This window comes from Pseudomonas zhanjiangensis, from assembly GCF_041027545.1.
GTDB classification, from domain to species: Bacteria; Pseudomonadota; Gammaproteobacteria; order Pseudomonadales; family Pseudomonadaceae; genus Aquipseudomonas; species Aquipseudomonas zhanjiangensis.
This window is the reverse complement of sequence record NZ_JBFTEG010000007.1, coordinates 65417-79251: the sequence shown is the minus strand read 5'-3', so window position 1 is coordinate 79251 and position 13835 is coordinate 65417. Positions and strand designations below refer to the sequence as shown.

8 protein-coding genes are annotated in these 13835 nt (G+C 64.6%); 2 read left to right on the top strand and 6 right to left on the bottom strand.

The features are described from left to right. Window positions 1-1706 (top strand): calcium-binding protein (locus tag AB5S05_RS10700; protein ID WP_369287500.1); only part of this gene is annotated, 1706 nt, incomplete at its 5' end. A 115-nt stretch (window positions 1707-1821) separates the two neighbouring features. On the opposite strand, the gene AB5S05_RS10695 is transcribed toward AB5S05_RS10700, so the two are convergent. Genes AB5S05_RS10695 through AB5S05_RS10670 form a run of 6 tightly spaced genes read right to left on the bottom strand, consistent with a single transcriptional unit; the run spans window position 1822 to window position 8622 of the window. Continuing rightward, a complete protein-coding gene (locus AB5S05_RS10695; RefSeq protein ID WP_369287499.1) occupies window positions 1822-3465 on the bottom strand; it encodes a BatD family protein in 1644 nt (547 codons plus the stop codon). Next, the gene (locus AB5S05_RS10690; protein WP_369287498.1) at window positions 3462-5204 is read right to left on the bottom strand and encodes a VWA domain-containing protein; all 1743 of its coding nucleotides are present in this window, start codon (window positions 5202-5204) and stop codon (window positions 3462-3464) included. Before AB5S05_RS10690 ends, AB5S05_RS10695 begins: the two co-directional genes overlap by 4 nt. Beyond that, complete coding sequence (locus tag AB5S05_RS10685) at window positions 5201-6232, bottom strand: vWA domain-containing protein (protein ID WP_369287497.1); 1032 nt, start codon at window positions 6230-6232, stop codon at window positions 5201-5203. Before AB5S05_RS10685 ends, AB5S05_RS10690 begins: the two co-directional genes overlap by 4 nt. Next, a complete protein-coding gene (locus AB5S05_RS10680; protein ID WP_369287496.1) occupies window positions 6225-6719 on the bottom strand; it encodes a DUF4381 domain-containing protein in 495 nt (164 codons plus the stop codon). The genes AB5S05_RS10685 and AB5S05_RS10680 overlap by 8 nt, the downstream gene beginning before the upstream one ends. After that, window positions 6716-7666, bottom strand: coding sequence for a DUF58 domain-containing protein (locus tag AB5S05_RS10675; RefSeq protein ID WP_369287634.1), 951 nt, complete (start codon window positions 7664-7666; stop codon window positions 6716-6718). The genes AB5S05_RS10680 and AB5S05_RS10675 overlap by 4 nt, the downstream gene beginning before the upstream one ends. Next, entirely contained in the window at window positions 7663-8622 is a 960-nt protein-coding gene (locus AB5S05_RS10670; RefSeq protein WP_369287495.1) for an AAA family ATPase, read from the bottom strand. The genes AB5S05_RS10675 and AB5S05_RS10670 overlap by 4 nt, the downstream gene beginning before the upstream one ends. A 173-nt stretch (window positions 8623-8795) precedes the next feature. On the opposite strand from AB5S05_RS10670, the gene AB5S05_RS10665 reads away from it, so the two are divergent. Then, window positions 8796-13658 carry an NAD-glutamate dehydrogenase gene (locus tag AB5S05_RS10665; RefSeq protein ID WP_369287494.1) on the top strand — a complete coding sequence of 1621 codons (4863 nt, stop codon included), beginning with the start codon at window positions 8796-8798 and terminating at the stop codon, window positions 13656-13658. Window positions 13659-13835: the final 177 nt, after the last annotated feature.

Sequence of the window (13835 nt, the reverse complement as noted above, 5' to 3'; positions counted from 1 at the left end):
GCTACACGCTGTCCGCGACGATCGACAACGACAGCAAGCCTGGTGCCACTGGTACGTATTTCGATGACAGTGTCACGATCAGCGTGCTGGGCGTGGGCGGCAGTACGGCGAGCGACGAGCTGGTGATACGGATTATCGACGATGTGCCGCAAGCCTTTGCCCCAGCTACGGCATTGCTGGTCGATCAGGTGCCAACGTCTCACATGGTCACGACCAGCCTGCGCTTCGCCAGTGCTGCTGGGGCCGACGGTGTGGGCACGGTGGTATTCAGCAACTTCACCGAGGGCGGTACTGCCACGGATGCCTACGGGCAACCCTTGTATCTCAACGGCGAGCAACTTTACCTGTACTACGGCACCGACAATACTCAGTTGGTAGCCAAGACCGCAGGGGGAGAGGTTGGCCTTTTGATCGATATCGACCCTTCGACTGATACTTACACCCTGACCTCCTACGGGGTAATCTCCAACGGTGCAATCGAGGTGACAACGACTAACCTGACCGGGGTCGGTGCGGGTAACGTCAACTTCAAGGGGCTGATTAACATCGGCGGGACTGTACAGGACGCCTTGATTTCGTCGACCAGCGGTAGCGTCAACAGCGACATCGATGATATCGGGATTGCCAACCAGTGGATCAGTACCACCGAGAATGTGCGCTTTGATTTCGTTAATGGCTTGGCCACCGGTGGCGCCAACGGTACGGGGTTCGTTTATACCGACCACAATACGGTGTTCAGTTTTCGCCAGAAGCTGTACGTCCAGGGAGGCAAGACCAATACGGCCAATCTGATCGTGACGGCCATCATCGCCAATAATGACTACGTGTTCGGTAACACCGACGGAGGGGAATCCCAGGTCAATCTGTCGACTGCCGATATCAAGGTGTTCAATGGCAGTGGTGTCGATGTCACCGGATCGGTAACCCTGATCGACAACGGCAACTCGATCACCATTCAAGGTATGCATAACGGTTGGACATACCAAGTAACTTCTGATACCGGTTTTAGTGCGGTTTATGTCCAAGGGGCTGCCGGTACAAATGAGTTCTCGCTGGGCTTCTTCACCTATAGTCAGACAGTTCCAGGTCAACCGATCGATCTGAACTTCGACATCACGGCGACTGACGGTGATGGCGACAGTGTGATCAGCGCCATCAACTCGACCCTCTATCCGGCGGCTACCAGTATTGAAGGCAACGATAGCGCCAATGTATTGAACGGCACCAATGGCGCGGATTACTTGTTCGGCTATGGCGGAGACGACATCCTTAGTGGTTTGGCAGGTAACGACGTGTTGTCGGGTGGTGACGGCAACGACACCCTGATCGGTGGTTTGGGCAACGACCTGATGTCGGGTGGCGCAGGCAAGGATACCTTCGTGTGGAATTCCGGCGATACCGGGGTCGATCGCATCACTGACTTTGAAATCGATATGGCGGGAGTGAACTCCGATGTGCTGGATCTTTCGCAGCTATTGGTTGGTGAGTCGGCGAGCGGCAACGTTCTGGATGATTTCCTCAGCTTCAGCTTTGCGGCAACCAGCACCACTATTGATGTGCGCGCCGTCGCGGGCGGGCCGGTTGTTCAGCAGATTGTGCTCGAAGGAGTGGACCTGTCCAGTGGTGCCTACTACGGCAGCACTGATGCCGCTACCGTCATAGATGGCCTGCTCGGCGATAACGCCCTCAAAGTCGATACCGTCTGAGCGTTATCAAACAATCGGCCCGCCGCTTTCACCATTGGCAGGCCGTGGCCGATAGCACCTAAATAGAGCGAGGTGGCCCCGCACGGGGCGCCTCGCCGGTTTTTCTCTGCCGCCGTCAGCGTGGATAGAGCGGCGGAAGCAGGCTGGACTCCGTTGCTCCGCCATTGCCGCCGGTTTCTCGGTTGCTCAGTGTGCGAATCGCACGCCAGAGCGCTTCGCCTTGCCACTGCTGACCGGTCTCGCTGTAGAGCGCGCCGTTCAGGCCGTCCAGCGCATCGGACAGTGGCACGAAGCGGGCCGCCATTTCCGCCAGGGTTTCCGGTTGTTGACGCGCCCAGGCGTCCAGGGCGTGGCGGGTGGCCTGGGTGTCGTTGGCCAGGCACGCGCGCTTGAGGTCGTCGAGCAGGGTGCGCGGGCTGGGACCGACTTGCGCGGCGCGCAAGATCGCCGGCTGGCGCCGGGCGTGCCACCAAAGGCCGAAACCGAGCAGGGTGGTGAAGCCAAGCAGGGCACTGCTCAGTTGCCAGGGCCACAGGGGCGTGCCAGGCAGCTCAGCCTGGGTCGATGCTTCGACAGGGACCGGTTCGACCTCCAGGCTGGGATTGTGCGCGACCTGCAGCTGGCGAGCCGGTAGGCGGGTGCGCTCCAGGCGATCCTCGGCGGTGTTCCACCAGACCAGCTCCACCTCGGGCAGCTCGAGCTGGCCACTGCGGTTGGGCACCAGGGCTTCGCGCTCTTCGCGGCTGGCAATCAACCCGCGTTCACTGATCTGGTTGCTCAGTTGCGGTTGATCCGGGTAGCGGCGCAGGCCGTCCACTCGGGTGGCCGGCAACGGAGGCAGTTGCGCGCTGGACAGGCCTTCGACCCGCAGGGTCAGGCTGCGGGTCAGCGAATCGCCGACCTTGGCGTTGTCCGGCTGCGGGCTCCAGGCCTCGGCCAGGCTCAGGGCGCGGGCTGGAAGCCAGGGAGCATTCTTCGGGTAGCTGGCGGGCCGGGCCTTGACCTGCAGGGGAATCTCCGGCGACTTGACCCGGGTAACCCGGCCCGGGCGCGGGCCGAAAGGTTGATAGCCATTGGCGTTCGAGCGATCGACTAGGGTGGCGGTGAACACCTGGGGTGGAATGTTCAACTGACCGCTGCGTTGCGGAAAGATCGCATAGCGCAACTCGATCACCCCGTGACGAATGCCGTTGATGTCCTTCTCGTAGGTACGCGGTTTGCCGAGCTGTTCGACGCGGGCGTCGGCCATCTCCAGCTGGCTCAGGCTACTGTCGTCATACAGCGAGACGGAGTGATAGATGCGCAGGGTCAGTACGCTTTGCGCCTGCACGTAGACGCTTTCCTGATCCAGGCTGGCGTCGATGAAGACCGGAGCCAGTTTGCTGTCTGCGGCATTACCGCTGCTTTGCTGCACATGCAGGGTGATTGGCAAGGTCTGCAGATCGCCCAGGCGGAGTGGTGGGATGACCACATAGCCTGTCTGCTTCGGCCGCAGGGTGACGATCCAGCGGGTGGTAGCGCGCGCTTCGCCTCCCAGGGTGGTGAGGCGATTGACCTGGCGCGTGCCGAGCACTTCGAACAGTTGCGCGAGCGGACTCAGATCCGGTTTGCCGAACAGGGTGGTGTCATCCGACTCGAGGGTCAGCTCGACGGTCTCATTGGCATTCAGGCGGGCCCGGTCGATGCTCGCCTGAAATCCCTGGGCGCTGGCCTGCAGCGCCAACAGGCCGAGAAGAAGGATATAGAGCAGGCGGATCATGGGGTCTGTTCCTGACGCTGTTGCTGTTCGTACCAGAATTTGCGCCTTAACAACTCGCCCGGGTCGTCGGGTATCTGTCGCAGCCATTGCTCCAGGGCCTGGCGGCGTTCGCCGTCGAGGGCCGGCTCGGCGTTGGCGATCTGTTGCTCGCCTGGCGGGCTCTCGGGCTCACTGGCGGGCGGCTTCGCTGGCTCGTCGCCGGGGCGCGGCTGATCCGGGCTGCTGTCGCCATCCTCCGACGCAGGTGATGTGGCCGAAGGCTGGTCGCCTGGCTCGCCCCTCTGCTCGCCAGGCGACGATTGTGCCGGGCCGGACGCTGCTTGCGACTCATCGCCTGAGGCGTCTTGCGCCTCCTGCTGCTGGCCCTGACTGAGCAGTTGCTCGACCAGGGCCTTGTTCCTGGCGGCCTGGGTCAGATCGGGTTGCAGTTCGAGCGCCTGGTTATAGGCATCCACCGCCGCTTCCAGTTCGTTGCTGCGGGCCAGGGCATTGCCGCGATTGTAATGGGCGACGGCGCTGTCGCTCTGGGCGAATCGTTCGGCGGCGGCAGGATAGTCGCCGGCCTGGTAGAGCGCCAGCCCTTGCCACTGGGGATCGCTAAAGCGCCTGGCGGCTTCGTCGGCACGCTGGGCTTCGAGCAGGCGCTGGCCTTGCTGGTCCGGGCGCAGCCAGAGATCGTTCCAGCCCAGGGCGTAGCTGGGCTGGGGCATCCCCAGCACCAGCAGCGGCAGACAGAACAACCAACCGCGGCGGCCGGCACAGGCCGCCAACAGCAGCAGGGGCACGAGCAGCCAGTGACCCTGGTCGACCCAGGCCTGCAGCTGTGCGGGTTCGCTTGCCTGACGCATCTGCTGCGGCCGCTCGAGCAGACCCAGCTCGGTCAGGTCGCGATCGTCCAGGCTGGCGGGCCGATAGCGGCCGCCGATTTCCCGGGCGAAGCGGGCGAGGTCGGCGCTGTCCAGGCGTGGAATCAGAATGGCGCCCTGCCTGTCCTTGAGAAAACTGCCGTCCTCGCCAAGGATAGGGGCTCCCTGACTGCTGCCGACGCCCAGCATGGTCAAGCGTTCACTGCGCCCCTCCAGGGCCTGGCGAATGCCCTGACGCTCGCCCTCATCGAGACTGCTGCCGATCAGCAGCAGCCGGCCGCGCCCCTGCTGGCTCTGGTCGAGCAATGCCAGGGCCTGGACCAGGGCCAAGTCGGCGCGGTGCCCGGGTTCGGGCATGATCGAGGGCTTGAGCGATTCCAGCAGGTTGCGACTGGTGGCCAGATCATCGGACAGGGGGACCAGGGTATGGGCGCTGCCGGCGAAGACCACGATCGCCGTCTGCAGGTCGCGGCGCGCCTGCAGCAGGTCGAGCAGTTTGCGCTTGGCCTGCTCCAGGCGGTTGGGCGGCGCGTCGCTCGCCAGCATCTGCGGCGTCAGTTCGAGCATCACCACCAGCGGATCGGCCGGCTTCAGGATGTTTTGCTCCAGGTGCTGCCAGCTCGGCCCGAGCATTGCCAGCAGCGCCAGCAGCCAGGTCAGGCCCAGAACGATCCAGGGGCTGCGGCTGGCGCGGTTGCCGCCGCCGATGAGCAGCGCGTCGTGGAAGGCCGTCGGCAGCAGCAGCTGCCAGCGGCCGATGCGTTTTTCCCGGTGCCAGAGTTGCCAGACCAGCCAGCCCAGCGCCGGCAGCAGGAGCAGCCAGTAGGGGCGTAGCCAATGTGGCCACAGGGCGAGAAGAGACCAGGTGCTCATGACTGGGGCCGCCGCGGGGATGCCAACAAGTGCGTCAGGTGTTGCCGCAGGTGCGGCCAGAGTCCGTCGATCACCAGCAGCAGGCTGAGCAGCAGGGCCGAACTCAGCGGCCAGCTGTACAGCGCCAGGGCGGGGCGGGCCAGCGTCGGCTGCTGGGCCACGGGTTCGAGGCGATCCAGGCGCGCCTCGATGGTTCGCAGTTCCTCGCTGTCACGGGCACGGAAGTATTCGCCTCCGGTCATCTCGGCGATCGCACGTAGCGTCGGCTCGTCCAGGTCGAGGCCCGGGTTGACGCCGAACAGGCCGAGCACGCCGCTTTGCTGCGGATCGGCGCCGATACCGATCGGGTAGATCTTCACGCCCTGGTCGGCGGCCAGGCGGGCCGCGGTCATGGGCTCGATGCTGCCGCCGGTATTGGCGCCGTCGGTGACCAGCACCAACACCCGGCTGTCTGCCGGGCGCTGGCGCAGGCGCTTGAGCGCCAGGCCGATGGCATCGCCGATGGCGGTGTTCTTGCCGGCGATGCCGATCAGGGCTTCGTCCAGCCAGGTGCGCACGGTACGCCGATCGAAGGTCAGTGGCGCCTGCAGGTAAGCCTGGCTGCCGAACAGGATCAGGCCGACGCGATCGCCCTGGCGGCCCTCGATGAAGTCACCGAACAGGTGCTTTACCAGTTCCAGGCGGCTGATCTCCTCGTCCTCCCAGCGCATGTCGGCGTAGCCCATGGAGCCCGATACATCCACCGCGATCAGCAAGTCGCGGCCACTGGCAGGCAGCGGCAGGGGCTCGCCGAGCCATTGCGGGCGTGCCGCCGCACCAAGCAGCAGCAGCCAGAGCAGGGCGTAGGGCAGCTGCTGGCGCCAGCTGGGCAGGCTGGAGTGTGCGCGGCGTCCGGCCAGGGTCTCCAGTTCTGCCAGGAAGCTCACCTTGAGCGCCGCCTCGCCACTGTCTGCGGCCGGCAGCAGCCGACGCAGTACCCAGGGCAGCGGTGCGAGCAGGAAGATCCACGGCCAGGCGAATTCAAACATGCTTGCGAATCCAGATGGACACGGCCTGATTGAGCCCCTCGATGGCCTTGTCGTCGAGACTGCACTGCGGGCGGTAGGCGCCTTCGACCAGGACCATCCAGCGGGTCAGGCCCGCCGCCGGGCAGCGGTTGTCGAGGAACGCCAGCCAGGCCCGGCTGCTCAGGGTGTGGCTTTGGCTCTGGGGGTAGCGCTGCACGCACAGGCGCTTGAGCAACGCATTGAGCTGCTGCAGCCAGGGCCCGGCCGGCGCGCCGTAATAGGGCTTGGCGAGCTGCTCAAGCTCCGCCAGCGCTGCCTGGCGCAATGGGTCCAGGGCCGGGTCGGCAGAGCCCCGTCGGCGCCTGATGGGCAGGCGTTTACCCAGTCGCACCAGGGCCCAGAGCAGCAGGGGCAGCAGCAGGGTGAGCAGCCACCAGCCGGGCGCCGGCGGCCACCAGCCTATCGGCGCCGGGGCGATCAGCGGCTCGAGACGATCCAGCGGATTCATCGCTGCTTTCCTGGGTGCTGGGCGTTGAGATGGTCGCGCAGTTGCTCGACTATGTCGCGCTGGGTGCTCAGCGGCAACAGCGGCACGGCGAGTTTTTGCGCCAGGCGTTGCCAGTGGGCCTGGCGTGCCTCGCCCTGGGCACGGTAGGCCTGGCGCAGTTCGCCGTCATGGGTGTCCAGTTCCAGCTGGGTGCCCTGTTGGGCGAAACGCAGCAAGCCGGCGGCGGGCAGCGCATGGTCGAGCGGATCGGAGATCGGCAGCAGAAGCAGGTCGGTGTGCCGGGCCAGCAGCTGCAACTGCTGCTCGTTGCCATTGCCCAGGGTGCGCTCGTCGCACAGGACCACCACCAGGCTGCCGGGGTTGAGCACTTCGCGCGCGCGACGCAGGGCCAGGGCAAAGCGGTCTTGCTCCGGCCCGGCCTCACTGGACAGCGCCTGATTGGCGCGGGCCAGGCGATTGAGCAGTTGCAGCAGGCTCTGCTTGCTGCGCCTGGGCTTGATCTCGTGCGGCTCCTCGCCGCCGAAAACCAGGCCACCGATGCGGTCATTGTGTGCCAGGGCGGCCCAGCCGATCAGGCTGGCGGCGCGCGCGGCCAGCACCGACTTGAAACACAACCCCGAACTGAAGAACAGGCGCGGGCTTTGTTCGACCAGCAGGTAGGTCGGTCGCTCGCGCTCTTCGTGGAACAGTTTGGTGTGCGGTTCCTGAGTGCGTGCGGTCACCCGCCAGTCGATGCTGCGCACGTCATCCCCGGCCTGGTAGACGCGCACCTGGTCGAAGTCCACGCCACGCCCGCGCAGCCTGGAGTGGTGCAGGCCGATCAGCGGGCTGCGTCGGGCCGGAGTGGAAAACAACTGCACCTCGCGCACGCGGTGGCGCATCTCGATCAGCTCGGCGAGATTGACGCGGATGGCGGGTTGCGTGGGCAGGTTGTGCATGGCGTTCAGGCGACGGCGACTACATCGAGAATACGCTGAACCACGCGGTCCTGGTCGATGCCGGCGGCCTCGGCCTCGAACGACAGGATGATGCGATGACGCAGGACGTCGAACAGCACCGCCTGGATGTCCTCCGGGCTGACGAAGTCGCGCCCGGCCAGCCAGGCATGGGCCCGCGCGCAGCGGTCCAGGGCGATCGAGCCACGCGGGCTGGCGCCATAGGCGATCCATTCGGCCAGTTCCGCATCGAATTTGCCGGGGGTGCGCGAGGCCATCACCAGTTGTACCAGGTACTCCTCCACCGCATCGGCCATGTACAGGCCGAGGATCTCGCGGCGGGCGGTAAAGATCGCCTGCTGGCTGACCCGGTGTTCGGGTTTGACCTCGCCATGCAGCGCTTCGCCGCGCGCCTGCAGGAGAATCTTGCGCTCCACGGCGGCGTCCGGAAAACCGATCTTGACGTGCATCAGGAAGCGGTCGAGCTGGGCCTCCGGCAACGGGTAGGTGCCTTCCTGCTCGATCGGGTTCTGCGTGGCCATCACCAGGAACAGTGGCGACAGCTCATAGGTGCTGCGCCCGACGCTGACCTGGCGCTCGGCCATGGCCTCGAGCAGCGCCGATTGCACCTTGGCCGGCGCGCGGTTGATCTCGTCGGCCAGCACCAGGTTGTGAAAGATCGGCCCCTGCTGGAACACGAAGCTGCCGGTTTCCGGACGATAGATCTCGGTGCCGGTGATGTCAGCCGGCAGCAGGTCGGGGGTGAACTGGATGCGATGGAACTCGGCCTCGATGCCTTCTGCCAGCTCCTTGATCGCCTTGGTCTTGGCCAGGCCAGGAGCGCCCTCGACCAGCATGTGGCCATCGGCGAGCAAGGCTATGAGCAGCCTTTCGATGAGTTTTTCCTGGCCGAGGATCTGGGTTGAAAGAAAATGTCGCAGCGCGACAAGCGCTTCACGGTGTTCCATCGTTAAGCTCATCCGGCAAATGTGACCAGCGAGTCTTGGACATCGCCAGCGTTCAGGGGCAGCCACTTTAATGCATTCACGGCCTCCTGAACTAACGTTGAACTACAACGTTGTGGCGTCAGTCATGGCCCGCGACTGCCTTAGTCGAATCACAAGCCAAATGGAGCACAACCATGGCGTTCTTTACGGCGGCCAGCAAAGCCGACTTTCAGCATCAACTGCAAGCGGCGCTGGCGCAGTACGTCAGCGAGCAGGCCCTGCCACAAGTGGCCCTGTTCGCCGAGCAATTCTTCGGCATCATCGCCCTGGAGGAGCTCACCCAGCGTCGGCTGTCCGACCTGGTCGGCTGCACCCTGTCGTCCTGGCGCCTGCTGGAACGTTTCGACCATGATCAGACGGTCATTCGCGCCTTCAACCCCGATTACGAGAAGCATGGCTGGCAGTCCACCCACACCGCGGTGGAGATACTGCGCAGCGATATCCCATTCTTGGTCGACTCGGCGCGCATGGAACTCAACCGCCGTGGCTACAGCATCCACACCCTGCAGAACACCGTGTTCAGCGTGCGCCGTGACAAGCAGGGCAAGCTGCTGGAAATTCTGCCCAAGGGCACCCAGGGCGAGGGCGTGCTGCAGGAAGCCCTGATGTTCCTGGAGATCGACCGCTGCGCCAGCAGCGGCGAACTGAAGACGCTGGAAAAGGCCCTGCGCGAAGTCTTCGAGGAAGTGCGCCTGAGCGTCACCGACTTCGAGGCGATGAAGGCCAAGGCCAGGGAAATCCTCGCCAGGCTGGACAAGACCAAGATCAAGGTCGATCCGGCCGAGTTCGACGAGATCAAGGTCTACCTCAAATGGTTGCTTGACGACCACTTCACCTTTCTCGGCTACGAAGAGTTCACCGTGGCCGATGCAGCGGCCGGCGGCACCATCGTCTACGACCAGGATTCCTTGCTGGGCCTGTCCAAGCGTCTACGCAGCGGCCTGAAGAGCGATGACCTGCATATCGAGCCGGAGGCGGTCAGTTACCTGCGCGAGCCGCTGCTGCTGTCCTTTGCCAAGGCCGCCGAGCCAAGCCGGGTGCATCGCCCGGCCTACCCGGACTTCGTGTCGATTCGCGAACTGGACAGCAAGGGGCGGGTGGTCAAGGAGTGCCGCTTCATGGGCCTGTACACCTCGGCGGTCTACGCCGCGAGCGTATGGAACATTCCCTACATCCGCCGCAAGGTCGAGGTGATCGAGCAGCGCGCCGGCTTCGACAGCAAGGCGCACCTGGGCAAGGAACTGGCCCAGGTGCTGGAGGTATTGCCACGCGACGATCTGTTCCAGACCCCGGTGGACGAGCTGTGCAACACCGCCATGGCGATCGTGCAGATCCAGGAGCGCAACAAGATCCGCGTGTTCCTGCGCCGCGACCCCTATGGGCGCTTCTGCTATTGCCTGGTCTATGTGCCGCGCGATGTGTATTCCACCGAGACCCGGATCAAGGTTCAGCAGGTGCTGATGGAGCGCCTGCAGGCGAGCGGCTGCGAATTCTGGACCTTCTTCTCCGAGTCGGTGCTGGCGCGGGTGCAGTTCATTCTGCAGGTCGATCCGAAGAACAAGACGCAGATCGATCCGGTGCGTCTGGAGCAGGAAGTCATCCAGGCCTGCCGTTCGTGGAAGGACGATTTCGCCAGCCTGGTGGTGGAGAACTTCGGCGAAGCGCTGGGCACCACCGTGCTGGCCGACTACCCGGATGGCTTCCCGGCCGGCTATCGCGAGCGATTCGCCCCGCCGTCGGCGATCGTCGACATGCAGCACCTGCTCACCTTGAGCAGCGAGCGGCCGCTGGTGATGAGCTTCTACCAGCCGTTGGTGCAGGGGGCTCAGCAGCTGCACTGCAAGCTCTACCACGCCGATACGCCGCTGCCGCTGTCGGACGTGCTGCCGATCCTGGAAAACCTCGGCCTGCGGGTGCTCGGCGAGTTCCCCTATCGGCTGCGACGGGCGGACAATCGCGAGTTCTGGATCCACGACTTCTCGTTCACCTATGCCGAGGGTCTGAAGGTCGATATCCAGCAGCTCAACGACACCCTGCAGGACGCCTTCGTGCACACGGTCGGAGGTGCGGCCGAGAACGATGCATTCAACCGCCTGGTGTTGACTGCCGCCATGCCGTGGCGCGAGGTGGCGCTGCTGCGCGCCTATGCCCGCTACCTGAAGCAGATTCGCCTGGGCTTCAGCCTCAGCTATATCGCCAGCACCCTGGTCAACCATGCCAATATCGCCAAGGAGCTGGTGCGCCTGTTCCGCACCCGCTTCTACCTGGCGCGCAAGCTCAGTGCGGGGGATGCCGAGGACAAGCAACAGAAACTCGAGCAGGCAATCCTCAATGCCCTGGACGATGTCGCGGTGCTCAACGAGGACCGCATCCTGCGGCGCTACCTGGACCTGATCAAGGCCACCCTGCGCACCAACTTCTATCAGACCGACGCGAGCGGCCAAGGCAAGTCCTACTTCAGCTTCAAGCTCAACCCGCGGGCGATTCCGGAGATTCCCAAGCCGGTACCGATGTTCGAGATCTTCGTCTACTCGCCGCGGGTGGAAGGCGTGCACCTGCGCGGCGGCAAGGTCGCCCGCGGCGGCCTGCGCTGGTCGGACCGCGAAGAGGACTTCCGCACCGAGGTGCTTGGCCTGGTCAAGGCCCAGCAGGTGAAGAACGCGGTGATCGTGCCGGTCGGCGCCAAGGGCGGCTTCGTGCCGCGGCGCCTGCCGATTGGCGGCTCGCGCGACGAGATCCAGGCCGAGGCCATTGCCTGCTACCGCATCTTCATCAGCGGTCTGCTGGACATCACCGACAACCTCAAGGAAGGCGAGGTGGTTCCGCCGGCCAACGTGGTGCGTCACGATCCGGATGATCCCTACCTGGTAGTCGCCGCCGACAAGGGCACCGCGACCTTCTCCGACATCGCCAACGGCATCGCCGCCGACTACGGCTTCTGGCTCGGCGACGCCTTCGCCTCTGGCGGCTCGGCCGGCTACGACCACAAGGGCATGGGCATCACCGCCAAGGGCGCCTGGGTCTCGGTGCAGCGCCACTTCCGCGAGCGCGGGGTGGATGTGCAGAAGGACAACGTCACGGTCATCGGCATCGGCGACATGGCCGGCGACGTGTTCGGCAATGGCCTACTGCTGTCGGACAAGCTGCAGCTGGTGGCTGCCTTCAATCACCTGCATATCTTCATCGACCCCAACCCGGACGCGGCCAAGAGCTTCGTCGAGCGCAAGCGCCTGTTCGATCTGCCCCGTTCCAGCTGGGCCGACTACGACAGCTCGCTGATTTCCGAAGGCGGCGGGATCTTCCTGCGCAGCGCCAAGAGCATCGCGATCAGCCCGCAGATGAAGGCGCGCTTCGACATCAGCGCCGACAAGCTGGCGCCGACCGAGTTGCTCAATGCGCTGCTCAAGGCGCCCGTCGACCTGATCTGGAACGGCGGCATCGGCACCTACGTCAAGTCGAGCAAGGAAAGCCATGCCGATGTTGGTGACAAGGCCAACGATGGCTTGCGCGTCGACGGTCGCGAATTGCGCGCCAAGGTCGTGGGCGAGGGCGGCAACCTCGGCATGACCCAGCTGGGTCGCGTGGAGTACGGTCTTCATGGCGGGGCGAGCTACACCGACTTCATCGACAATGCCGGTGGCGTGGACTGCTCCGACCATGAGGTGAATATCAAGATCCTGCTTAACGAGGTCGTGGTCGCCGGTGACATGACCAGCAAGCAGCGCAACAAGCTGCTGGCCCAGATGACCGATGCGGTGGGCGGCCTGGTGCTGGGCAACAACTACAAGCAGACCCAGGCCCTGTCGCTGGCTGAGCATCGCGCCCGGGAACGCCAGGCCGAGTACAAGCGGCTGATGGCCGCGCTGGAAGCGGCTGGCAAGCTAGACCGTGGCCTGGAGTTCCTGCCTAGCGACGACGAGCTCAACGAGCGCGCCATCAAGGGCCAGGGCCTGACGCGTCCGGAGCTGTCGGTGCTGATTTCCTACAGCAAGATCGACCTCAAGGAGTCGCTGCTCAAATCCACGGTGCCGGACGACGACTACCTGGCGCGTGAGATGGAGACCGCCTTTCCGCCGCTGCTGGCGGACAAGTTCAGCGAGGGAATGCGCCGTCACCGCCTCAAGCGCGAAATCGTCAGCAACCAGATAGCCAACGATCTGGTCAACCACATGGGCATCACCTTCGTGCAGCGCCTGAAGGAGTCCACCGGCATGAGCGCGGCCAATGTCGCGGGTGCCTATGTGATCGTGCGTGACGTGTTCCGCCTGCACTACTGGTGGCAGCAGATCGAGGCGCTGGACTACCAGGTGTCCGCCGAGTTGCAGCTGACCATGATGGGTGAGCTGATGCGCCTTGGTCGTCGAGCGACCCGCTGGTTCCTGCGCAATCGACGCAGCGAGATGGATGCGGCGCGTGATGTGGAGCATTTCGCGCCACGGATCGAGGCCCTGACCTTGCGCCTGGACGAGCTGCTCGAAGGGCAGGCCCGCGAGCAATGGCTGGCGCGCTTCCAGAGCTATGTGGAAGCCGGTGTGCCCGAGGAACTGGCTCGCATGGTGGCCGGCACCAGCCATCTGTATACCCTGTTGCCGATCATCGAGGCCTCCGATGTCACTGCCCAGGATCCAGTCGATGTGGCGGCCGCCTACTTCGCGGTAGGCGGATCGCTGGAGCTGTCCTGGTACCTGCAACAGATCACCAGCTTGCCGGTGGAAAACAACTGGCAAGCCCTGGCCCGCGAATCCTTCCGTGATGATCTGGACTGGCAGCAGCGGGCGATCACCGTATCGCTGCTGCAGATGACCGAGGGTCCGACGGCGCTCGAGGAGCGGGTGGCGTTCTGGCTCGAGCAGCATCGTCCCCTGGTGGGGCGCTGGAGAAACATGCTCGGCGAGCTGCGCGCGGCCACCGGGACCGACTACGCCATGTATGCGGTGGCCAACCGGGAACTGATGGACCTGGCGCAGAGTGCCCAGCGCGGGGCGAGCCTGTCCTGATCGCGGCCTGATACCGGCAGAACCTGAGCCCCGCCTAGTGCGGGGCTTTTTTTGTTCGGCCGCAGCGGAGGTTGGGGCGCTTGCGTCGAGAGCAGTTGGCGATGCCTATATGCTTGTCGCGGACAGCTGCACATCCGCGAAAGCGTGCCTCCCACGCAGCGCAGGCTCTGGGCGGCG

Excerpts from the sequence above, each read along its gene's own strand:
- AB5S05_RS10680 (WP_369287496.1), bottom strand. The coding sequence starts at position 6,719 with ATGAATCCGCTGGATCGTCTCGAGCCGCTGATCGCCCCGGCGCCGATA.
- AB5S05_RS10670 (WP_369287495.1), bottom strand. The coding sequence starts at position 8,622 with ATGGAACACCGTGAAGCGCTTGTCGCGCTGCGACATTTTCTTTCAACC.
- AB5S05_RS10695 (WP_369287499.1), bottom strand. The coding sequence starts at position 3,465 with ATGATCCGCCTGCTCTATATCCTTCTTCTCGGCCTGTTGGCGCTGCAG.
- AB5S05_RS10685 (WP_369287497.1), bottom strand. The coding sequence starts at position 6,232 with ATGTTTGAATTCGCCTGGCCGTGGATCTTCCTGCTCGCACCGCTGCCC.
- AB5S05_RS10665 (WP_369287494.1), top strand. The coding sequence starts at position 8,796 with ATGGCGTTCTTTACGGCGGCCAGCAAAGCCGACTTTCAGCATCAACTG.
- AB5S05_RS10690 (WP_369287498.1), bottom strand. The coding sequence starts at position 5,204 with ATGAGCACCTGGTCTCTTCTCGCCCTGTGGCCACATTGGCTACGCCCC.